The organism is Virgibacillus pantothenticus (genome assembly GCF_018075365.1).
Taxonomy (GTDB): domain Bacteria; phylum Bacillota; class Bacilli; order Bacillales; family Amphibacillaceae; genus Virgibacillus; species Virgibacillus pantothenticus.
On the sequence record NZ_CP073011.1, the window covers coordinates 4,706,000 to 4,730,030 of the forward strand.

Genomic DNA, 24,031 nt, shown 5'->3' on the forward strand with positions numbered 1-24,031 from the left:
CGATTCGCTCAGAAGCCTTTAGGTCACATCCTTGCTGTACTAGCAATCAGTGGGGGGAGATAAAAACCCAACTGATTGATAATTCACTTTATGGGACAATATATTGTTCGTAATAATAGTTCATTTCTACGATCATTCGACCCATCTTGGGCTTCGTTGGATAAAAAACATCATAAATGTTATATTTTTTTAATTCCTGCGCGGTCACCATCCCAATTGCGGCAGCTAAGACATGTTCATGAAATGCAGCTATCACCTGCTTTTGTTCTTGATCTGAAAGGGATTGGAACAGATTCTGAACCTGTGTTTTACTTGTAAATATAACAGCATCTAACCATGAGCCTATTATTGCATCTTTTAACGCTCGTAATATGTCCGCATTCGGTTGCTTATAATAATAAGGTTTTGCCAAATAGACAGCATAGCCTAAATTCTCTAATGCGGCTTCTAACCACGCATCGTCTTGGTTATATGCCTGTATATATACACATTTCCCCTGCTGATCAGCATTAGCAAGTGTTAGCAATAAGTCTGCCATGGTGCCGTCTTGCGATACAAAAGCAGGAGAAATCGCATGCTTTTTTAACCAATGAATTGTTTTACTGCCACGAACTGCTAACGTCGTTCGCTCTAGCTTCTGAATAAAATCTGAACAGCAATTTCGATCTCGGGCAACCCTTTCTAAGCTTTCTGCTCCTATCCCAGTTGTTAGAATGATAAGGTCAAACGGCTCTGACAATAAAGAAGAGATATTTTCTACACATGTATCTTCATCCAATACTTGTTCGCCTTGGATAGGAAAAAACGAAGGTATAGCCTCATATTTTTTTACTAATGTTGCTATCTGGTCTGCTTTTCGTGTAGCAGCTATACCTATCCTTTTGTTATATAACCCCTTCACTCGCATTCATCCTTCCCGCTATCTGCTTCAGCGACTGGAGTGCCTGCAGCTGTTTATCTTTACATAGAAATTCATCGGAAACGAGAGCTTGCAATTGCTTTTTCTGTTGTTGCTTATCCAATGTGGATTGTTTCAGTAGCTGCCTGCTTTGATATAAGAATTCCACATAGCCTATATAGTCCTTGTTATAGACAGCTTCGAGTTCTTGCTTAATTTTGGCTGCTAGCGTTGGACTTGCTTCATTGGTTGAAATACTGATAGATAATCTTCCTTGCTTTAAATGAGCAGGAAAATGAACATGACTTTCTACTGCATCGGAAGCATTATTTACAAGACACCCAGCTGGTGCTGACCGACATACGAATTGGTTCACCAATTGATTGTTAGTAGCTGCAATAACGAGCACAGCCTGTTGAATATCCGTAGCCTCGAATGTCTTTTGTCGCCATATAAGAAAGCCAGCTTCCCAAGCCCTTCGAATTGCTTGATTAATCGTAGGACTAATAACGGTAATTTGCGCACAGCTTTCCATCATTGTATTTACACGTTTTGCTGCTATTATGCCTCCACCAACAATAACTACTTGCTTTTCATTTAATTCAACCATTAATGGAATACGGGCCATTCATGTAACACCCTTTTTATCATATTAGCTTTACGATATTGCCTCGATAACACGATCCTTTAATGCTTCCTGCATTGCGGGATGCTCCCCTAAATGCTGACAAACAACGATTTCTTTATCTGTACCCTTAAATTTTGTAACCTTTTTATGAATATGTCGCATTAGAAATCCGGTAAACCAGATATATGGGACAATGACGATTTGCGAATTTTTCTCTGTAACCGCCGTTTGCAGCTTTTTATCAAAAGATGGTTCACAAGCTGCTAAATAACAGGCTTCAATGTGGTTCAGCGTCGTTATTCGTTTCAGCTTACATACAATCGTTTCTATATCCATAACTGTTTGTGGATTGCTACTTCCCCTGCCTATTAACAGTACCTTCATATCTGGTCTCCGTTCTGCAACTGCTTGGTCGATGCGCTCAGCTAATATCTGGATAATCCGATCCTGTACACCGAGAGGCTGACCATAGGAAAACGAAACCGCTGGATATAATGCCCTTTGTTGCGCAATGACCTGCGGGATATCATGATAATAATGACCTGCCTGTAATAATAGAACAGGTATGATTGCGATGCTGGTTGCCCCTTGAGCTACCAAATTAGCTATTCCCTGCATCATATTAGGAGAAGCCAATTCGAGAAAGCAGATTTCCTGCAAGGGGAGATTTACTTGTTCTTTCACTGCCTCAAGAAATGCCGTTGCCTCTGCCGTAGCATCAGCATAGCGACTCCCATGACTTACATAAAGCACTCCTTGCATTATCATATTTCCCCTTTCATCAACTGCTTACAGCACTTGGCGACTCGGCTTCGTAAGCCATCTCTTCAAACCACTGTATCTGCTCACGCAATCGAACAACATCGCCAACAATAATCATCGCAGGGTTTTTAATCTGTTTCGCTTTTGTTGCTATTGTTTGCAACGTACCTGTGACCGTTTGTTGTACTTGCATTGTCCCATAATAGATAGCGGCAATCGGCGTCATTGCATCCCTGCCATATCGAATCAGATACTTGCAAATTTCAGGAAGGTTTTTTACGCCCATATAGATACATAGGGTATCCGGGCCCTTAGCAAGATGCTCCCAATATGCTTCACTATCTTCTTCCTTCCTAGTTACACCCGATACAAAGGCAACGGAGGAACTAATCTGACGATGGGTTAACGGGATCCCTGCATAAGCTGGCGCGGCTGATCCAGAAGTGATTCCTGGTACAATTTCAAATGGAATCTGATATTTTCCTAAAGCTAGAGCCTCCTCTCCCCCTCTTCCGAAAATAAATGGGTCTCCACCTTTTAATCTCGTAACAATCTTTCCTCTTCTTGCATAATGACAGAGTAATCGGTTGATTTCTTCCTGTTTTAACGCATGGTAATCTGGACGTTTCCCACAATAGATTCGTGTTGTTTGTTCAGGTGCATAATCTAATAATTGTTCATTCACCAAACGATCATATAAAATAACATCTGATTGACCGATGATCTTGACACCTTTTACCGTAATCAAATCGGGGTCTCCTGGACCTGCCCCCACCAAATATACCTTTCCCATAGCTCCCTCCGCCTCTCTATTAATATCGCCTAAAACCTCCACTATCGATGAAAATCGAGTCCGGAATATACAGCTTCTACATAATTTGCGCGAATAACAAAGTCTCCAAAACGCTCCCCAACAAGCCTTTCCTTTGCATACTGATTTATAATCGGTCCGAGTGTATCTAAAATCTCCTGTTCTCCTATATTTTCCCGATAGAGCTTACTTAATCGTTCTCCGGTGAAGCTTCCACCAAGATACATATTGTACTTGCTAGGACCCTTACCAATAAAAGCTATTTCAGCTAGAGCTGGTCGTGAACAACCGTTTGGGCAGCCTGACATACGTATTACAATTTCTTCTTGGTGCAGACCTGCTTCTTGAAGAATCGCTTCTATTTTTTCGATTAATGAAGGTAGGTATCTTTCTGATTCTGCCATTGCTAAAGCACAAGTCGGTAAAGCTACACAAGCCATGGAATTACGCCGCAGCCCACTAAGCTGCCCACCATCTGTTAGTTTGTACGTTTGGATTAGTTGCTCGATGTGATCTTTCTTTTGTTTCGTAACATTTGCAATCACTAGATTTTGATTAGGTGTTAAGCGAAAATCTCCCGTATGAATCTTTGCTATTTCCCTTAGTCCTGTTCTTAATGGATAGTCATCCGTATCCTTTACACGGCCATTTTCAATGAATAATGTGAAATGCCATTTGCCGTTTCCCTCCACCCATCCGTAGCCATCCCCATTATTTTCAAACTGGTAATCTTTCGGTTTCTTCAGCTCCCAGCCTAATCGTTCATGTAACGTTTGCTTTAGCCAATCTATACCCCTTGCATCAATGGTGTATTTGAATCTGGCCTTCTTTCGGTCAGATCGATTTCCATAATCTCGCTGAATTGTAACAATTTGTTCTGCTACAGCAATCACTTGATCAGGAGTACAAAAACCAATCACCCGCCCTAATTGCGGATACGTATTGGAGTTTCCGTGCGTCATTCCCATCCCACCACCGACAGAAACATTAAAACCTACCAGCTCATCAGCTTCTTGAATGGCAATAAAACCGAGGTCTTGTGAGAATACATCAATATCATTTGATGGAGGTACTGCAATGCCAATTTTGAATTTTCTTGGTAAATAGGTTGCTCCATAAATTGGCTCTGTTTCCGTTTCATCTCGTGAATCCACCACTTTTTCTTTATCTAGCCAAATCTCATGATATGCTCCCGTTCTTGGGGAGAGATGGTCACTAATTTCTTGAGCCCATTTCTGAACCTCTGTATGGACTGCCGATTGATACGAATTGGTATTACACATCACATTTCGATTTACATCACCACAAGCGGCTAATGTATCCATAAGTGTATGATTAATTTCTCTTATCGTATTTTTCAAATCCCATTTCAAAATGCCATGCAGTTGAAATGCTTGCCTTGTAGTTAAACGAATGGTTCCATTTGCATATTTGTCAGCAAGCTCATCCACCACAAGCCATTGCTCAGGTGTAGCAATCCCTCCTGGAACCCGTACTCGAAGCATAAATTGATAAGCAGGCTCTAATTTTTGACGTCTACGTTCATCTCGTAGATCACGATCATCTTGTTGATAACTTCCGTGAAACTTCAGCACCTTATTATCATCAGCAGAAATTGCTCCTGTGATCGGATCTGCAAGCCCTTCCGTTATCGTTCCTCGTAGAAAATTACTTGCTTCCTTTATTCGCTCCATATCATCTAGAGGTGCTTTATGAAGTGCATCTTTTTCCTTTGCCATTGAGTTGAACTCCCTTCACTAACATGCGTTTTAACTAGCCTATAACCCTATTAATTCAGTAAATTAATATACATCTCGCTGATATCGTTTTTCTAGACGCATTTGCTGCAAGTATGCTTTAGCCTCCTCCTCACTCATGTCTCCCTCCTGTCTTAATATGGTCATCATCGTTTGATGGACATCCCTCGCCATATGCTTCTCATCTCCACATACGTAAACAGCAGCGCCTGCTTTTAACCAGTTATAAAAATCGTTGCTTTTTTCAAGCATCTTGTGTTGCACATATACTTTTTGATCGGTATCCCTTGAGAATGCAACATCCATTCTCGAAAGCACACCTGCTTTTAGCCACTTTTGCCAATCTACTTGATAGAGAAAATCACATGAAAAATGCTGTTCGCCAAAGAAAAGCCATGTTTTTCGTTTGGCTTCGGTTTCCTCCAACTCCTCCAAATAGGAACGAAACGGAGCCACTCCCGTACCAGGTCCAATCATAATGACAGGCGTTTGGGGATCATTAGGAAATTGAAAATTAAGATTTTGGTGAATATACACCGGTAACTTGTCACCTATTTCCACTCTTGTTGCAACTTGACTAGAACAAACACCAAATCGCTTACGTCCATGAGCAACATAATTTACCTTTCCAATCGTTAGATGAACCTCGTCAGGGTTGGCTTTGTAACTGCTGGCTATGGAATAAAGTCGAGCAGGCAGCTTTCGCAATATGCTCACAAAATCCTTAGGTGCCAGCTTTTTCGGTGGAAAATCGGTTACTAAATCGAGAACATCCCTTCCCTTTAAATAAGAGTTTAATTTTTCTTTATTAGTTGCTTCTAAAAGTTTGGTTAATGCTTCATTCGCAAACAATCTTGCTGCCTTTTCTAACATAGATGTGGTTAAAACGGTTAGCTCGAAATGAGAAAGCAAAGCTTCACGTAATGACTTTATTTCCCCCTGCTTATTCACAGATAGATCTTGTTCAGCGTCCCATTCCAGCTCTTTTATGAGTTGCTCAACTAATACAGGGTCATTTTTCGGATAAATCCCTAAACTATCTCCTGGTTTGAAGGTAAAGTGGGATCCATCGAGAGATAGTTCCAAGTGATGTGTTTGTTTCTTAGAACCGCGACCGCTTAAGTTTATATTGTCTATAACCTCGGCCATAAATGGATTTGTTCTTGAAAAAACAGGGTTTTCTGAAATGTTCATACCTGCCTTTTGCTGACTTAAAAGCGCGTTCTGGTCAGCAGCATCCGTTGCCTTCTTTAAAATACCGAGAACACCGTCCATCCACGCAGCCGCTTGTTCATCAAAATCTAAATCACAATCTACTCGGTCATATATCCTCTCTCCACCTAATTCTTCTAGGCGTTTATCAAAGTCCTTTCCAGTTTGACAAAAAAATTCATATGACTCATCACCAAGTGACAACACGGAAAAACGCAAATGTTCCAATTTAGGTGCTTTTCTACTATGAAGAAATTCATAAAAAGATATCGCATTATCTGGTGGTTCACCTTCGCCATGGGTTGCCGTTATAATGAATAAATCCTCTGTCTTTTTTAATTTACTTGGCTTAAAATCATCAAGAGCTGAGAAGATCACCATAAAATTAGCTTCATCTAGTTTCTCAGCCATCCTTTCTGCTAGTGAACGGGCTGTTCCTGTTTCTGAGCCGTATAATACCGTTACTGTTCTCTGGGATGGACCACCAGCACTCACCAGCTGACTATCCATTTGCGGGACTTGATTACTAGTGTGCTGGATTTTTTTAGATATAACAGCTGAAAGGTAGCCACTTAGCCAAACCTTTTGATTATTCGTTAAGGTTGGTAACAATCGACTTAATTGTTCTATTTGCTCTTGATTAAATGGGCTATTTGTTACATCCAACGACAACGCTCTCACCTCACTACTATTTTTATATGCAAGCTAAAACTTAGTATACCAATTAAATTACTAGGAATTAAATGAAATAAAAAAGATGAGTTCTCAGACCATCACGAATCATGTTTATTATTTGCCGTATGCAGACCACATTCTGTTTTCGTTTGCCCCGTCCATCTCCCTGCACGCAAATCATCAGATTCCATTACTTGCGAAGTACAGGGAATGCACCCAATACTTGGGTAATTCCTGTCATGTAGTTCATTATATGGCAATTGTCGTTTTCGAATATAATTCCAGACATCATCCCAAGTCCAATGTATCAATGGGCATACTTTAATGCTTTTAAATCGTTCATCTTTATTCACAAAGTCAGTTTTTCTACGACTTAATGACTGCTCTCTGCGCAGTCCGGAAATCCAAGCAGGCACACTGTCAAGCACCTCTTCCAGTGGTTTGATCTTACGGATAAAACAACATTGATCTGGTTGTCGCTTCCATAAGGCTGAGCCATGCTTTGCAGCCTGTTCTTCGACGGATAAATCAGGTTGCTTTAGACGTATTCGCAAATCAGGGTATCGTTTCGTTACTTCATCAATAAGATCATACGTTTCTTGAAAATGTAATCCTGTATCTAGAAAGACAATCTGCGCATCTGGCTTCACATGAGATAGTAAATCAATTAGTACCATACTTTCTGCACCAAAGCTGCATGCATATACAATGGAATCTCCATATAAATCATATGCCCAGCTTAAAATAGTGGTGGCACCCTTCGTATCATCATTAGGGTAGAAATCTTGAAAAGGATCGGCAGTAAAATTTTGATAAGAAAGTATTTGACGTGTCAAACATTTCCCCTCCTACGTTGTTCTCAAATATAAGAGCGTTAGGGTATCTAGATCATTTGTTGTGCTGGAAATAGAGAGTGAAGTCAAAAATAGTGGATAGAAGTTACGCTTCTTATTCAAATGATAAGAAGAGCAATTATTCCATTTATCTTATGCTCTTCTTACTTATCAGATGACTCGTTAGGCAATGTAGCACAACAATAGTAAAAACCTGTTTCCAATTATAGAGTTACCAAGTCTCTCTAAAAAAGAATCTATGCATATATTGCTTGATATATTAAATGTTTTCCCAAGAAAAGTCAATCCCTTTTTCTAAAACATGAGAATAATTTGATATTATCTTTATATTCAAGAAACAGATAAGTGTGACCGTAAATTTAATAGGGACCAGAAAAATAATCTATCGATTTGCCGCTTTACTTGATCTCTCCGCTTATTAGGATAATGCTTTAAGTCCGACGACACCGATAATAATCAGTACTAAACTAAAAACGCGTAGCTTATTCGTCGATTCGCCGAAGAAAATCATATTCATTAATACAGCCCCAGCCGTACCGACTCCCATAAACACAGAATAGGCAACACTTACAAGTAAATGCGAAAAGGAAGCATAAAGAAAGGCAAAGGATGCACCTAGCCCCCCAAGATACAATAACCCATTTGCAACCGTCTTATTTTGGCTATATAATCGCAAGCCTAAAACTCCTAAGATTTCAAATACGGATGCACATGCTACTAAAAGCCAGCCCATTATGAATGCACCTCCTGCTTTGCTGATTGATTTGGCGCATCAAATAGTTTCAAGCCGATTACGCCTACGACGAGAAGAAACATAAAGAAAATTTTCCCCATACTTAAACTGCCATCAAATATATATACATCCATCAAAGCTGTTCCTACTGTTCCAGCTGCCGCAAAGATAGCATATACGGTTCCAGTTGGGATTCCTTCGCATGCTTTGGATAAAAAATGTAGATCTAATAAGATAGCACTAATAATGAACACCCAATGCCACCAGGTGGAAGCTATGTTAAAGCCATAAATCCAAATTAATTCAAATACACTTGTTAAAATAACGTAAATCCATGATTTATTCATTTTTTATAACCATTCCTTTCGCTTTGCTCAAGGCATAAAATTGCATGGATTATCAATGTCCTGAGCAATTTTTCACTATTCTAGACTTATATTTTTCTACTTCTTATGACTGACTATCAGTCATTTCTGTGGGAAAGAAAAACTTGGTTTACGCCAAGTCGGTTACATACAGGTTTGTTTTCTCTTCCTTCATTTCCCCAAACTATTTGCATAATGCATGTTTGGCAAATTCCAATACTTCTTTCTTTTTCTGATTCGCTTTTTCTTCATCTTGCTTATCAAACAAATAGGATTGTTCAGCCGCTGCTTCAATTAATCCGATCAGTAATTTAGCTGTTGCCTCCACGTCCATATATTCACGCAAAATAGAAGCAGCTTTCGGTTGATTTAAAAATTCCTGCATCCAGGCGTAATAGGGCTCATAAATTTTCTCCCACTCACTTAAATATTGACTCGATGCCAATCCCGCAAACATAAGCGCGTAAATTTCTCGATAATCATTCGTTATTTGGAAGGCAACATGAACCACCTGTTCTAATTGTTCGATAAATGCTTCATCGCGATTGACTTCTTCTTCCATTGCTTCAACGATTTTTTTAACCATTACTTCAGCAATGGACGGCATCACTGCTAGCTTGGATGGGAAGTACAAATAAAAAGTTCCTTGGGCAACGCCAGCGCCTTTAACAATATCAGATACCTTCGTTTTTTCGATCCCCTTTTCACGAAAAACGTGGATGGCTGACTGTACAATCTTTTGTTTCTTATTATCCATCTCCTCACCTCGATAAAGAATTTGACTGACTATCAGTCATTTTATAATAACTTAATAATCCTGTCAACTTACCATCTTACCGGATTTTCTTACGCTTACTGCTTACGAAAAATAACGAACGAAAAGAATTAACTTAACACACATCATATATTTTAGAAAAACTTGGCTTGTCGCCAAGTCTTATGGCGGAAGCCTTTGTTTTTCTTATACTATAAACCAAAAAAACTTATACTTTCCTATAGTGGAACAAAGGCGCAGGGCACCCGTTTAGCAACATAGCGAATGGAACGAATCAACTAAAGATAAAGTGAACCTTCAATCAGCGGGGGGTTCTTCCATCCCCGCTGATTGTTAGTTGAACGAATCGGGGATTTAGGTGCTGTTACCTCCCACTTCAACTTGTTTAGCTCACCGCTTCCATTCTTGAAGTGGGAGTCTACAGCACCTTATATCCGGGATAAAGGAATCATGCCACTAAAACAGGGGTATGCCGACGTCTGGGCGGCAAGCCCGGTTTTAGTCGGCCTTCCTCTTTGCCGCGAACCGATGAGGCCTTATCGTAGGGCCCATTTCTAAAGTCGCATCGTTGGCTGGGCGCTGAAGCCGGACGTGGCTATTCAGTTATTTCGTTATCTCCAAGCACCTCATTTTATACTTTTGTATGAAAAAAACGCTATTTACCATTATAACTTATTTATTTTAGGTAGTATTTCAAGAATCTAAACAGTATAAAGCAAAATTTTTCATCATAGATGGTGGCTTGCGCTCTAGGCGAGCCATGCTGGTTTCTTATCTTTACAAAAAAACAAGAGGACACTTAGCCCTCTTGTCTCTATGCTTTCGTCGTTTCTAGATTTTCATTTTCCCAATTTATAAATCCGCCTTTTACGTTAATGACGTCAAATCCTTGATTTATTAAAATGCTTGATGCAATTGCCGAACGCTTTCCTGAACGACAATGGACCGCGACAGGCTTATCCGGAGTTAATTCATCCGTTCTTTCTGCTAATTCTGGGAGTGGAATATGCTTAGCATTTGGGATATGCGCTTCATCCCATTCATCCGTATATCTTACATCTACCACTTGAATATGGTCATGTTTTCTTTTTTTGTCCACTTCAGATGGTGATTGCGTTTCATACGTTAACAATTTGGATGCGCTATCAATAACAGATGTGGAAAAAAATCCTTGTAAATTGTCCATTCCCATACTAAGCATTATTTTACGTAAATGAGCAAATTGATATGGTTCGGCAATAAGATATATCGATTTTTCATAATCGGCTAAACGACCGAGCCATTCGGCAAACATATCGGGATAAGGAAGGTTAATCGTTTTAGGGATACTCCCCGTAGCAAATGCTTGGATGCTTCGTGTGTCGATGACAATCGTCTGCTTATCATTAGCTAATTCAGCAACCCCATCGCCAGCCAGCTGCATTTCTACCGAATATGGAACTTTGGATAGTGGCGTCATGCCAGTTTTATTTACCTCCTTCATCTTTGCAAAATAAGCAGGCGGCTCTGGTTGACCATCCAATAAGAATTCGACAAAAGCAGCTTCTTCTGTTGGCTGAAAAGCTGGATTAAACAATCGCTCATAGCCGACCGTACTTGTCGGAACTGCCCCAAGCGCTTTTCCACAAGCACTTCCAGCTCCATGACCAGGCCAAATTTGTACATAATCAGCGTACTTCTTAAACTTTTGTAAGGATGCGAACATTTGCCGTGCACCTTCTTCTGCTGATCCTGCTACACCTACTGATTTCTCTAATAAATCAGGGCGACCAACATCCCCGACAAATACGAAGTCGCCTGTAAACACACCCATTGGCTTATCAGCAGTTGCCCCATCTATTAATTCATACGCCATATGCTCTGGAGTATGCCCAGGGGTATGAAGTGCTTTTAGCTGTACATTACCTAAGCGGATTATATCTTGGTCGCGTACGCCTTGAACGGGTAATGCGTTATCCCATTCATACCCTCCGTTTTCGTTTCCTTCTAGAGAATGATAAATAGTTGCGCCTGTTCTCCGTGCTAGCTCGGTGACTCCTGATACAAAGTCAGCATGAATATGGGTCTCGACTGTTGCGACAATATGAAAACCTTGCTCTCTGGCAATCTTTAAATAATCTTCTATATTTCTTGCAGGATCAATAACAGCAGCTTCCCCTGTAGCTTGGCAAGCTACCATATAGGATGCTTGCGCTAATGAAGAATCATAAAAATACTTCAAATACATGAAATAAACCCCTTTCATTCATAAAGTACGTTCGCATATTTGGTTTATCCTGCATATAAGGTGCTGTAAGGCTCCCGCTTAGGAGTTGGATAAATTGTACTGCCACAAGTCTAAGTGGGAGAGAACAGCACCTCCATGCCCTGTTTCGTAAGAGGCCTTTAGATCATACCATTACGGTACTAACAAGCAGTGAGGGATGAATGAACACCTTACTGCTTGAATATTCACTTTATTTATCTTAGAAAAACTTGGCTTGAGCCAAGTATTATGGCGGAAGCCTTTGTTTCTCTTATACTATAAACCAAAAAATCTTATACTTTCCTATAGTGGAACAAAGGCGCAGGGCGCCCGTTTAGCAACGTAGCGAATGGAACAAATCAACTAAAGATTTAGGAATCATGCCACTAAAAACAGGGGTATGCCGACGATGGGCGGCAAGCCCGGTTTTAGTCGGCCTTCCTCTTAGCGGCGAACCGATGATGCCTTATCGTAAGGTGATCTCGTGAAGACGCATCGTTGCTGGGCGCTTGCGTCGGACGTGGCTAGTCGGTTTTTTCGTTATCCCCAAGCACCTCATTTTATACTTTCTTATCTTTCTAGAAAGACCCCAATTATGCAGCTGGGGATATCCATTTTGCTTAGTTAATTTCCTTTTTGCAATAGTACCAATCCACGCATTCGTATTCCCTATTATTCATACGTTCATTCGCTTCTGCTTTTGTTTGAGGCGGTTTAACAATCCCCTTATCACCAGGTTGCCAATTTGCAGGTGTTGAAACCCCATGTTCATCAGTAGTTCGCAAAGCTTTCACAAGGCGAACAATTTCTTCTATGTTACGTCCTGTTGATAGAGGATAATAGATTAACGCACGAATCGTCTGGTTATCATCAATGACAAATACCGCTCGTGATGTTTCTGTACCATCGGATTCAGGCATAATCATTCCATATTTCGTAGCAACTTTCTGGTTCAAATCAGCAATGATTGGGAATTCAATCGTTGTATTAAAATTCTCTTCCATATTTCTGACCCAAGCAATATGAGAGCTGACACTATCAATACTTAAGCCAATTAATTCTGTATTCATATCACGCAGACGGTCGTAGACTTCCTGGAAAGCTACAAACTCAGAGGTACATACGGGCGTAAAATCAGCTGGATGCGAAAACAACACGACCCATCTCCCTTTATAATCCTGTAAAGAAATATCTCCGTGGGTCGTTTTTGCAGTAAAATCAGGTGCTTTTTCTCCTATTCTCGGCAAACTATATCCTTGTGTCGCTTGTTCCAAATGATCCATCGTAAATCCCCTCTCTACTTTTATTCATTTATTAGTTGCTGTACCTCTATCTTATTTGAGTGAAACGTAATTTACTCTAAAAATTGAAATTGTCATAAATTATTAACAATTATAGCAAGAAAGGGACAGATAATCCTTTGGCAGCTTATACAAATTTCATACGGACGTATATTCAAATATGCTCTATATTAGAACAAAGGCGCAAGCGCCCGTTTAGCAACGTAGCGAATGGAACGAATTAACTGAGATAAAGGAATCACGCCACTAAAAACAGGGGTATGCCGACGCCTGAGCGGCAAGCCCGTTTTTAGTCGGCCTTCCTCTTTGCCACGAACCGATGCTGACTTATCATAGGGCGCATTTCTAAGTCGCCTAGTTGCTGGGCTCATGCGCCGGACGTGGCTATTCGGTTATTTCGTTATCCTCAACTGGCTTAATAAGAAAGCATTTGATTTAAAATTACGTTTAAATTTACTTCTAGGTTTCGCTTCATAAAAGGCAGGTCTTTCTCATGAAGAACTAAATATGCTAACGCATTTGCACCCGATGCAAATGAGCAAAAATACCATCACGCTCCAGTAACTGCTCATGACTGCCTTCCTCTTCAATTCCATCCTTCGTAACCACCATAATTCGATCAGCATTTTTAATAGTGGCTAACCGATGTGCAATGACAAGTGTCGTGCGATCTTTAGCAAGTTCTGTTAATGCCTTTTGGATGATCATCTCCGTTTCAGTATCCAAAGCAGAAGTCGCCTCATCTAGAATTAAAATTGGTGGATTTTTTAAAAACATACGTGCGATTGCTATGCGTTGCTTTTGCCCTCCCGACAGCTTTAAGCCTCGTTCACCAACCTGAGTTTCAAAACCATGAGGCAAGTCATTAATAAATTCTTCCATATGAGCCCGACGTGCTGCTAATTCAATTTCCTCATTGGTCGCATTCAGCTTGCCATAAGCAATATTTTCACGTAACGTCCCAGTGAATAAAAATACATCCTGTTGGACAATACCGATTTGCTGACGCAAGCTTTCCTTTGTCATATCCCGAATATCAGTGCCGTCGATAGTAATTTTTCCGCCATTGACATCATAAAACCTAGGAATTAATGAACAAATAGTCGTTTTTCCAGCTCCAGAAGGTCCAACGAAAGCAATTGTTTCTCCAGCCTGAATGTGAAAGCTTAAATCATTTAAAACCGGCTTTTGCGTTTTTTCATATGTAAAAGTGACATTATGAAAGGCAATATTTCCATGTAAGTAAGTTACAGGCTGCGCATCGGCTTTATTTTGCACATCTGGGTCAACATCCAATAAATCAATAAACCGTTTAAAGCCGGCCATCCCCTTTGGATATAACTCCAATAAAGCGGTAATTTTTTGAATCGGCGTAAATAGTACATTAACAAATAAAACGAAGCTGACAAGTTCGCCAATTAACAACTCATCACGATAAGTCAACCATGCACCAACTACTAATACTAGTAGTGTAATGACACGCATAAGCATATAAATATTTGAATGGACAATTGCCATCACTTTATAAGCTCTGATCTTTGCTCTGCGAAAGCTATTATTATCTTTGGTAAACCGATTCATTTCGTATGCTTCATTCGTAAATGATTGGACAACACGTACTCCTGATACAGCGTCTTCTATACGAGCATTGACACCAGCAATGTCTTCATACATCTTCTTCCATGCTTTATTCATTTGAATATTACTAAAAGCAATTAGAAAAACCAGTATAGGTACAGCAAATAAGATAATCAGTGCGAGCTTCATATTAATAGTAAACATAATCATAAATGCTCCAACGAAGGTCATCAAGGAAATGAAGAAATCTTCCGGTCCATGGTGTGCCAATTCACCAATATCGAATAGATCATTGGTTATTCGGCTCATAATATGACCTGTTTTTGTATTATCAAAAAATCGAAATGATTGCCGTTGTACATGATGAAACAATTCCTGACGCATATCTGTTTCAATATTTATTCCTAACTTATGTCCAAAATATGTGACAACATATTGCAATACTGTACTAAGTATATAAACAAGCAAGAGTAGCACACTGACAAGTACAATTAAATCCCAATCGTTTCCCGGCAACAAATCATCGATAAAATACTGTACCGCGACTGGAAATGCTAGCTCTAAAGTGGCGACAATAACTGCTGATGTAAAATCGACGATAAATAAACGCTTATGTGGCTTATAGTACGAAAAAAAACGTCGTAACATAACTCCCTTACACACCCCTTCCTCAACCTACAGGAATTATACGGTTAATCATACAGCTTGGCAAGTTTGTCTCATTGCATGCATATCTTTGAAAATAAAGGAGCTGTTTATGTAATGAGCAGTTTAACTCTTTAGGACAAGGATAAAGTGAATCTTCAATCAGTGGGTTTTCATTCATTACCCACTGATTGTTAGATGAACGAATCGGGCATTTAGATGTTATCTCCCACTTAGACTTGTTTTTATCCAACTCCTGAAGTGGGAGTCTTACAGCACCTTATATACGGGATAAACCTCAACATAATTTGCTTCGTTAGTGTGTGGAAGATAGGAAAAGAATCTATTTTGAAAAGAAAGGCGGATACGATGAAAAAACAATTAACCAAACCACTGTATTCTTGGGTATGTTATTCCATTGCATTTGTTTTTTTAACATCGGGGACTATGAAACTCGTTGTAAGTGATTTTAAAGTGTCTTTTGCTGAATTAGGTTTACCTTTTCCAGAGTTAACCCTATTTATCGTTGCAATTCTCGAAATTGCTTGTGGGATGTTTATAGCTGGGAGGTCTTACCTTCATCTAGCTGTACCACCTTTAATTTTAATTATGCTTGTAGCATTATATTTAACAAAGCTCCCTATTTTATTAAGCCAAGGATTACTATCTTTTTTATTTGAGGCACGGTTAGATATTGTTATGCTAATTTTATTATTAATCATCTGGGATAGGAAGGAGAACTAACTCTAGAACCAATTTGTACCATGCTATCTATAGCAAAACTCTAAACATAGGAGACAGCTTTAATTCGTTTAGTTTTACTACTTTCTCTACAATTTCCTTTATACTTGTGAACAAAGTATAAGTTATCCTCTCCTACTGTTGATAACTGGTGTATAAATAGGGTTCTGCCTGTTGAAAAGCTGTTGTCATCCACAAAGTTATCCACATATGCACAGGTGTTCGCAGCTATTTTGTTTTGTGTTTTTTTTCACATACAATATATTGATTTTTAACCAAAAAATTATTAACAATTTGTGTATAACTTCTGTGTTTCTGTGGATAACTATTTAATTTTCAACATCACATCTTCTCCTGACAGCTTTCTGATACACATAATGAAGCAGATCTATAAATAATTTTTTATCGTGGAGTTGGGTGATCAGTCCCAGTATTAAGAACAAAGGCTCGGGGCGCCCGTTTAGCAACGTAGCGAATGGAACAAATCAACTAAAGATAAAGGAATCACGCCACTAAAAACAGGGGTATGCCGACGCCTGAGCGGCAAGCCCGTTTTTAGTCGGCCTTCCTCTTTGCCACGAACCGATGATGCCTTATCATAGGGCGCATTTCTAAGTCGCCTAGTTGCTGGGCGATGGAGCCGGACGTGACTATTCGGTTATTTCATTATCCACAAGAACCTAATTTTATACTTTTGTATGAAAAAAAACGCTATTTACCATTATATAACTTAGGTAGTATTTCAAGAATCTAAACATTATAAAGCAAAATTTTTCATCATAGATGGTGGCTTGCGCTCTTGGTGAGCCATGCTGGTTTCTTATCTCAGAACAAAAGTGAGTAGCTCGCTTGTCGGATTATTCCCTTTTTATATCGAAGCTTCTAGTCTCCCGCTTGAACGATAATGAAATAAACTTTGCGCATATAATAAATAACGGTAAAGTTTCTTGTCGCGCTACAAGAAGCTACTTGCAAAAAGTTATCCACTAAGTCAAACATGATTTCTTTACAGAACAAAAGCTAGGTTATCCACAATGTGGGCAACCTAGCTTTTTATTCCTGCGTCCCTAATTGAATCGTTGTTTTTTGTTTTTTACCACCTCGATAGTATGTGACAGATATATCGTCACCGACTTCTTTTTCCTGATAAAGAATTTTACGAAGATCAATCATATTCATTACTTGTTTTCCATCTAATTCTGTGATAACATCCAACCGCTTCAAGCCAGCTTGATCTGCAGGGGATAGTGGTTCTACACTCCAAACGTAGACGCCCCCTTTAATATTTTCTGGAAGGCCTAACGTATTGTCCCACTCTGTTTGAGGTACCTCATCTAATGAATAAATTTCTACTCCTAAATACGGCCTGGTCACTTTTCCTTCTGTTTCTAGTTCTTCCATAATTGGCAGAGCAGAATCAATTGGAATGGCAAAGCCTAACCCTTCTACTGCTGTTTGATTGATTTTCATGGAGTTAATCCCAATCAATTGACCACGTATATTGATTAACGCCCCACCACTATTACCGGGGTTAATGGCTGCATCGGTTTGAATCACTTCTGCTTGCCAATCGGCTCGACCGTCTTGATTAAAATCTTGTGGAATGGTTCGTTCTGTTCCACTAATTACTCCTTGTGTCACCGATCCAGAAAACATGAGTCCGAGTGGATTCCCAATCGCAATAGCAGGTTCGCCTGTTTTTACATTTGCAGATGAGCCAATTTCGATAGCTTGATCCACTTGAGATCCATCCATTTTTAACACGGCTAAATCAGAAAAAAGATCGGACCCTACTAATTCAGCTTCAACATGTGTATCATCAGCTAACACAACCTCAATCGTATCCGCACCTTCTACAACATGATGATTGGTTACTACAAAAGCCGTTCCATCTGCCTTCTTATAAATGACACCTGAACCTTCACCAGCCTGGTTGTATTCCTCTTGTTGTTGCCAAAAATCCATTTGGTTCTGAATATTAATTACTCCAACTACTGCAGGGGCTACTTGATTAATAACTTCTGTGATCTGCGTTGATACATCTACATTCACCACTTCTGTTGGTCCTCTACTTCCCCCATCTGAACTATCTATTCCACGCTGATTATCCTGTTGTTGCTGCGAATTTGACAGAAGCCCGGTATCTACAAGTGCAGGAAGTGCTACCGTTACAAGTAAAACACCAAGGATGGCACCAAGCAGCAATGGTACAAGCCAGCTTCTTTTTTTCTTTTTCGGATTCGGTGGATAGTGCTGATCATAATATCCCATATACCTACCCCTTTAAATTTATCAATTACGAAATAGGAAATTATCCTCTTCCTGATTGACAAATGATTGTCTCTTATTATTCCCCGAATGCGTGCAAAAATAACCAAATTTACTAGCTTACCTCGAAAAGTGGCGTAGGTTTATCATGATACGTATCTAACAGATCGATAGCTATTCCCCGTTCTTGTAAAACTTGATCCACAGACATTCTCGCCAGATCACGCATATTATTATCTAAACTTAAATGCGCTAAATAGATGCGTTGGGTATTATTATCAATAATATCCGCTAAGGCAAGTCCACAATCTTCATTAGAAATATGCCCGGAATCCCCGAGTATTCTCCGCTTGACATTCCAGGGATATTTCCCCATTCGCAGCATGCCTACATCATGATTTGCTTCAAATATATATGCATCTGCCCCTTCGACCGTTTTCTTAATTCGGTCCGATACATAGCCTAAATCGGTTACCAGCGCTACCTTCTTGCCTTGATGGTGAAATGTATAAAACATTGGTGCTACCGCGTCATGCGATACACCAAAGGATGCAACATCCATATCACCAAATGTCTTTACTTCCTCCATATGGAAATAAAATTTTTGATCGATAGATATTTTTCCAATCGATTTTTCCATCGCTTTCCATGTTTTTTCATTTGCATAAATGGGCAATTGATATTTACGAGCAAGAATGCCCAAGCCTTTTATATGATCACTATGTTCATGGGTTACTAAAATACCTGAAAGCTGCCGCGGATCAATGTCAATCCCTGCAAATAACCGGTCCATCTGCTTTCCACTTAACCCAGCATCAACGAGTAATTTTTCCCGCTCTGTTTCAATATAAAATGCATTGCCTGTACTACCTGAAGCTAATACACTAAAACGTAAAGTCATTCAAAGTCACTCCGATTATCCTCTATACTGTCTTCCACGATGAATCGATTCATAACATCTAACAAATCCTGTTTCCACTCTACATCATTATTCAACTGTTGCACTAGGCTCTTATAGCTCTTTATGGTATCTGAAATAAATTTCGTATCATCACCAGTACTCACATACCCTTCAACTGCATTCACAAAGTAATTTCGCTCTTTATTTACCGTTATTTTGTACGTTGGCGCAAATACTTGCGATGATCCTGTATCAGACGCAATACGTGTATAGTATCCATATTCTACAGAGGTGACATTATCTTCTGGGTACAATTCATTTTGGTTGAATAAAGTACCGATAGCACTGATTGGTTCATAAAGTGTGCTAGGTTCCCCCTGCTTTTGTTCTTTCCCTAACATGGTTTGTGTATAAAATATCATCTCATTATCATCATTTAGAAAAACAAGCATCAAGCCGTAACGATTATAATAAATGGGCCGATCCTTTTTTTTCTGAAAGAATAACAACACGTTTGAATCCTTATCCCAGCCATAATACTTATAGTCATCGGGAAAAGCAGTGTAGCTCATTACAAGCTGGCTAATATTCGCAGCATCTGATGCTTTTGGTAATGGAATCGCCTCCTTAAAGACAGATACAAGAAGCGTTTCATTAATGACCTCTGTTTCCTGTTGCTTTAATGCAGCTATTTTTTGATAATCTGCTTCCGTAAATTTTTTCGGAGCAATATTTATATACGTGTCCTTCGACACATCTACATGCTTATCACTAACCTTAATATTTTCCTGCTTCAGCTTTTCTTCCACGGTGGGATCATCCGGATTTGTTCGGTCGTAAGATTCTACACTATCTTGTTTATCCATAAATTCGACAAACAAATAAATGTTGAGGATTAAGAAGCATAAAATAAATAAGGTTTTAATTTGACTCCACTGCATCTCTTAATCCCCCCTCTGTTGCGAAGCAGAAGTATCTTGTTCTGGGAACAGTCTTTTCCATTCTCCATTAATTTGTATAAACCAAGTCGGTTCTAAAATGACGGAGTTATCCGTCTGATATTGAAAATCATAGCCTAATTGGATATTTTGAATCTGTTCAATACTCCATGTGTCAGATAACTCATTGGTTACATATTGGATTACTTTTTCTCCTGAAGGAACATCGACTTCTTCGGTGTTTACTTCATTACTTAGCTTCAATAACGAGCGGTTATATTGATAAATGTCTTGCCCTTCAAATTGAATTTCGATAAAAGAAAGTCCATTGCGGCTATGAACAGGATATCCATTGTAACGCATTTGATAAATTACACGATTAGAAGCAGCATCTAAATCATATAAGCTATAGTCCCCAAACCAGCCATCGTGTGAATCCACCCTTGAAATACTACGATCAATTAATTCAACCGGATTGACACTACCAGAGGGATTACCAACCGCGTTTGGATTATAAAATTCTAGTTTCGTTTCATGATGCTGAATTCGCATCTCCCGCTCACTATCTGCAAAATAAAACTCTCCAATACCTCTATCCCCTTTATCAGAGCGACTCACCCTTGTAAGGTTAGGAAATAACGCCCTTACAAATAAGTCTGGAGGAATTTTGTTAACAATAAGCGAACGCTTTTGTAGACCGTCTGTATTACTAGGGATGAAAATTCTCTGATTGTTTTCTTCTTTTTCATCTTCGTTAACTAATATATACTCGGTAAGGCCTTCACGAGATGCAAATAGTTTCTCAAGCTTATTATAGTTCACGGAATCATTTAAGGAAGCCATCGCTTGTCGTCTTCCATCTATTGATGGAAACTGTACAGAAATCGTAGCTGTATCCTTGTCCAGATATAAATAGATTCGATCAAAGGACCAAGTTGCTTCGATTTCTTCCGTATCTGGAAAATGAAACAGATTAGCGGCAATTTGAATCGGAAGTGCATCTGGAAAAATAATTTCTGCATCATACCCTTTTGGAGCCCGGTTTCGGTTTGACTCTCTTACACTAAAGTCTGTAAATATCCATGTTTGCATATCTAGAAAAAATTGCTTGTTTTTTTGCGGATTTTTATAACCTAAATGCTGTTCACCAGCGTGAAAAATAATAGAACTTGGTTCAATTACATTGCTTTTTGTTTCCATCTGTTTGCCACCAACGCTAGTTTCACTGACATTTTCCAAGTCTTCTAGTTCTTCAAATTCGGATTGGTAATTCCATAAACCAAATGTCAGTAACAGACTAAGACCGATTAATAAAACTAATATAATGGATTTAAACGTTTCTAGCTTCATTATGCACCTCTCCGCTTCTGATTCATAAGCGGAAGCGTAAAGTAAACCACTGTTCCTTTACCTTCTTTGCTTGTCGCCCAAATTTGACCATGGTGTGCTTCCACAAGTTCTTTAGCAATGGCTAACCCAAGTCCTGTTCCACCAAGTTTTCTTGTTCGTGCTTTATCTGCACGATAAAAGCGTTCAAATATCTTTTCCAATTTATCATACGCAATACCCATTCCCTGATCTTGAATACTGATTAAAAGATGGTGGCGTCTATATTCTGCTTTTAACCTAATGGTCCCACCTTCAGGAGAATATTTGATCGCATTGGTAATAATATTGTCGAGTACTTGCGTCATCTTATCCTTATCCATCCACACGTAGTAGCTGCCGTTTGGCAACTCCCGCTGCAAATGAATTCCCTTTGGTATTTGCATTTCAAATCGGTCAATAATTTGATGATAATAACTTACAAATTCAACGCGTTCCTTAAGCAGTGGGTATTCTTTCGCATCCATCTTAGAAAGCTGTAGCAAATCATTGACCATGCGGATCATTCGCTCGGTCTCATTATGCACTACATTCAGAAATTTAGGTGCAATTTCTTTATCTTCCCACGCTCCATCATTTAAAGCTTCGACATAGCTTTTCATTGTTGTAAGCGGCGTCCTAAGCTCATGTGATACATTTGATACAAATTCTCTCCGCTCTGCTTCCACCTTTTCCTGTTCCGTTACATCACTGATAACCGTAATAAATCCGGTGATTTCTCCTTCCTCATCTAGTACAGTAGAAAAATTGGCTCGGATAATGAAGTCCTCTTCATCATCCCCAAAGTCAATAATCATGGAACCACTATTGTGTATTTCGGAGATATCAACGACTTTCTCTTCTAAATGTAATACATCTAATAAAAACAAGCCGATCACATCATCTGGATTATGACCAATTAATCGCCCTGCCGCCTCATTCATTAACGTAATGGCTCCAGAACTATCTGTTGCAACAACACCATCCGACATATTGGATAAAACAGAACTCAGCTTTCTCCGTTCTTCTTCGATCGTTGCGTAGGAATGCTTTAATTGACTATTTAAATCATTAAAGGTTTCAGCTAGATGACCGATTTCGTCCCATCCGTATACGTTAACCTTTTGGGTAAAATCACCTCTAGCCATTTTCTGAGCTTGTCGCCGCATTTCAATAATCGGTTTCGTAATTGTTCTTGCGACTAAGATACCAATAAAAGCAGATACAGTAATGGCTAATACTGATCCTTGAAAAAAGATCTCGTTAATGCTCATTAATTGATCATAAACTGGCTCTAAAGATGCTTCTAAATAAATCACACCTAAAACTATATCCCTGTTTCTTTCATCTACAATAGGATGAGCAAGCACATAAAACCGATCATTTCCTTTTACATTTTTATTTTCTTCTGTTGAATTGGTTGTCAGTGTTCGCTGAATAATCCCTCGCGTCGTTTTTTTACCAACTTCATCACGAGAATTGTAGTCATTTGTTGCCACTACTTTACTTTGATTATTAACAACTTGCAGACTCGTAATATCCTGTGCATCTATTTCTGCTACAATGCTTTGAATTTCTTCTTCCAATGTTGGTTCGTTTGGGTTATTCTCATCACGCTCCCGATTAAATGCTTTCTCCAAATTGTAGCTAAGTAATTCCACCCGTGACCCAATCGAGTCTTCAAAGCTGTTCACTAAATTCTTTTCCAATTCAGTCGTAAAAAAGGAGCCGATAACCTGAATAGCTACCAGCAATAACAAAATATAAATAATAATAAACTTTAGTTGAATAGAACGGAAAAAACCGACTTTTTTCATGTAATAAACCTACTCCTGATCAGGATTTCGCAAATAATAACCTACCCCACGACGTGTAACGATCCACATGGGGTTACTTGGAGTTTCTTCAATTTTCTCGCGCAGCCTTCGTACCGTAACATCGACTGTACGGACATCACCAAAGTAGTCATACCCCCATACGGTTTCCAACAAATGCTCACGTGTCATAACTTGTCCCATATGGCGAGCAAGATAATGCAACAATTCAAATTCACGATGTGTTAGTTCAATCTGTTCACCATTACGAGAGACAACATAAGCATCCGGATGAATCACTAACGAGCCAATCTCAATATCCTTGGTAGCCTTCGTTGTATCCTCAGGTACAACCTGCTGCCTGCGCAAATTTGCTTTTACGCGGGCAATTAATTCCCGATTGCTAAATGGCTTCGTTACATAATCGTCTGCTCCCAATTCAAGTCCAAGTACTTTGTCAATCTCCGAATCTTTCGCCGTCAGCATAATTATTGGCATCGTTTGCGTTTTTCGTATTTCTCGGCAAACTTCATTGCCATCTTTATTTGGTAACATAATATCTAATAAAACTAAATCAGGGTTTTCCTCTGTCGCTAACTTAATGGCTTCATCTCCATCATAAGCTACAACGACTTCATATCCTTCCTTTTCCAAATTGAATTTCAATATATCTGCAATTGGCTGTTCATCGTCCACTACTAATATTTTTTGACTCATCTTTGCCACATCCTTCTTTTATTCCAATATATCTATCTTATCGTACTA

The 24,031-nt window shown here is 39.3% G+C and carries 20 protein-coding genes; 1 reads left to right on the forward strand and 19 read right to left on the reverse strand.

Annotated features, from left to right (window positions below; genetic code table 11):
• Positions 1 to 88: 88 nt before the first annotated feature.
• The 13 genes from KBP50_RS21695 to KBP50_RS21755 form a co-directional block, all read right to left on the reverse strand.
• Positions 89 to 901: a uroporphyrinogen-III synthase gene (locus KBP50_RS21695; RefSeq protein ID WP_050350632.1), complete on the reverse strand. Its 813-nt coding sequence runs from the start codon at positions 899 to 901 to the stop codon at positions 89 to 91.
• Complete coding sequence (locus tag KBP50_RS21700) at positions 885 to 1,526, reverse strand: NAD(P)-binding protein (RefSeq protein WP_050350631.1); 642 nt, start codon at positions 1,524 to 1,526, stop codon at positions 885 to 887. The genes KBP50_RS21695 and KBP50_RS21700 overlap by 17 nt, the downstream gene beginning before the upstream one ends.
• Before the next feature lie 30 nt (positions 1,527 to 1,556).
• Positions 1,557 to 2,288 carry a sirohydrochlorin chelatase gene (locus tag KBP50_RS21705; protein WP_050350630.1) on the reverse strand — a complete coding sequence of 244 codons (732 nt, stop codon included), beginning with the start codon at positions 2,286 to 2,288 and terminating at the stop codon, positions 1,557 to 1,559.
• Between the two features lie 19 nt (positions 2,289 to 2,307).
• Positions 2,308 to 3,081, reverse strand: coding sequence for a uroporphyrinogen-III C-methyltransferase (gene cobA / locus KBP50_RS21710; RefSeq protein ID WP_050350629.1), 774 nt, complete (start codon positions 3,079 to 3,081; stop codon positions 2,308 to 2,310).
• Positions 3,082 to 3,122: 41 nt separating this feature from the next.
• On the reverse strand, positions 3,123 to 4,838 hold the full coding sequence (gene cysI / locus KBP50_RS21715) for an assimilatory sulfite reductase (NADPH) hemoprotein subunit (protein WP_050350628.1): 1,716 nt from the start codon (positions 4,836 to 4,838) through the stop codon (positions 3,123 to 3,125).
• A 63-nt stretch (positions 4,839 to 4,901) separates the two neighbouring features.
• Positions 4,902 to 6,740 carry an assimilatory sulfite reductase (NADPH) flavoprotein subunit gene (locus KBP50_RS21720; RefSeq protein WP_050350627.1) on the reverse strand — a complete coding sequence of 613 codons (1,839 nt, stop codon included), beginning with the start codon at positions 6,738 to 6,740 and terminating at the stop codon, positions 4,902 to 4,904.
• A gap of 101 nt (positions 6,741 to 6,841) precedes the next feature.
• Positions 6,842 to 7,579, reverse strand: coding sequence for a phosphoadenylyl-sulfate reductase (locus KBP50_RS21725; RefSeq protein ID WP_050350626.1), 738 nt, complete (start codon positions 7,577 to 7,579; stop codon positions 6,842 to 6,844).
• A gap of 436 nt (positions 7,580 to 8,015) precedes the next feature.
• Positions 8,016 to 8,330: a DMT family transporter gene (locus tag KBP50_RS21730; protein ID WP_050350625.1), complete on the reverse strand. Its 315-nt coding sequence runs from the start codon at positions 8,328 to 8,330 to the stop codon at positions 8,016 to 8,018.
• On the reverse strand, positions 8,330 to 8,677 hold the full coding sequence (locus KBP50_RS21735) for a DMT family transporter (protein WP_050350624.1): 348 nt from the start codon (positions 8,675 to 8,677) through the stop codon (positions 8,330 to 8,332). Before KBP50_RS21735 ends, KBP50_RS21730 begins: the two co-directional genes overlap by 1 nt.
• A 202-nt stretch (positions 8,678 to 8,879) precedes the next feature.
• Complete coding sequence (locus KBP50_RS21740; protein ID WP_050350623.1) at positions 8,880 to 9,452, reverse strand: TetR family transcriptional regulator; 573 nt, start codon at positions 9,450 to 9,452, stop codon at positions 8,880 to 8,882.
• An 832-nt stretch (positions 9,453 to 10,284) separates the two neighbouring features.
• Positions 10,285 to 11,697 (reverse strand): MBL fold metallo-hydrolase, encoded by a 1,413-nt coding sequence (locus tag KBP50_RS21745; protein WP_050350622.1) that lies wholly within the window; start codon positions 11,695 to 11,697, stop codon positions 10,285 to 10,287.
• A 638-nt stretch (positions 11,698 to 12,335) separates the two neighbouring features.
• Complete coding sequence (locus tag KBP50_RS21750; protein ID WP_050350621.1) at positions 12,336 to 12,998, reverse strand: peroxiredoxin; 663 nt, start codon at positions 12,996 to 12,998, stop codon at positions 12,336 to 12,338.
• Between the two features lie 528 nt (positions 12,999 to 13,526).
• A complete protein-coding gene (locus KBP50_RS21755) occupies positions 13,527 to 15,242 on the reverse strand; it encodes an ABC transporter ATP-binding protein (RefSeq protein ID WP_050350620.1) in 1,716 nt (571 codons plus the stop codon).
• Positions 15,243 to 15,608: 366 nt separating this feature from the next.
• On the opposite strand from KBP50_RS21755, the gene KBP50_RS21760 reads away from it, so the two are divergent.
• Positions 15,609 to 15,983 (forward strand): DoxX family protein, encoded by a 375-nt coding sequence (locus KBP50_RS21760; protein ID WP_050350619.1) that lies wholly within the window; start codon positions 15,609 to 15,611, stop codon positions 15,981 to 15,983.
• Positions 15,984 to 17,033: 1,050 nt separating this feature from the next.
• On the opposite strand, the gene KBP50_RS21765 is transcribed toward KBP50_RS21760, so the two are convergent.
• The 6 genes from KBP50_RS21765 to yycF all read right to left on the reverse strand — a co-directional run bounded on the left by KBP50_RS21765 (position 17,034) and on the right by yycF (position 23,983).
• Positions 17,034 to 18,251, reverse strand: coding sequence for a S1C family serine protease (locus KBP50_RS21765; protein ID WP_050350618.1), 1,218 nt, complete (start codon positions 18,249 to 18,251; stop codon positions 17,034 to 17,036).
• Between the two features lie 112 nt (positions 18,252 to 18,363).
• Entirely contained in the window at positions 18,364 to 19,149 is a 786-nt protein-coding gene (locus tag KBP50_RS21770; protein ID WP_050350617.1) for an MBL fold metallo-hydrolase, read from the reverse strand.
• The gene (locus tag KBP50_RS21775) at positions 19,146 to 20,090 is read right to left on the reverse strand and encodes a two-component system regulatory protein YycI (RefSeq protein ID WP_050350616.1); all 945 of its coding nucleotides are present in this window, start codon (positions 20,088 to 20,090) and stop codon (positions 19,146 to 19,148) included. The genes KBP50_RS21770 and KBP50_RS21775 overlap by 4 nt, the downstream gene beginning before the upstream one ends.
• Positions 20,091 to 20,093: 3 nt before the next feature.
• Positions 20,094 to 21,437 carry a YycH family regulatory protein gene (locus KBP50_RS21780; RefSeq protein ID WP_050350615.1) on the reverse strand — a complete coding sequence of 448 codons (1,344 nt, stop codon included), beginning with the start codon at positions 21,435 to 21,437 and terminating at the stop codon, positions 20,094 to 20,096.
• Positions 21,437 to 23,269: a cell wall metabolism sensor histidine kinase WalK gene (gene walK / locus KBP50_RS21785; protein ID WP_050350614.1), complete on the reverse strand. Its 1,833-nt coding sequence runs from the start codon at positions 23,267 to 23,269 to the stop codon at positions 21,437 to 21,439. Before walK ends, KBP50_RS21780 begins: the two co-directional genes overlap by 1 nt.
• Before the next feature lie 9 nt (positions 23,270 to 23,278).
• Positions 23,279 to 23,983, reverse strand: a complete 705-nt coding sequence (yycF, locus tag KBP50_RS21790) for a response regulator YycF (RefSeq protein ID WP_050350613.1) — start codon at positions 23,981 to 23,983, stop codon at positions 23,279 to 23,281.
• Positions 23,984 to 24,031 lie beyond the last annotated feature (48 nt).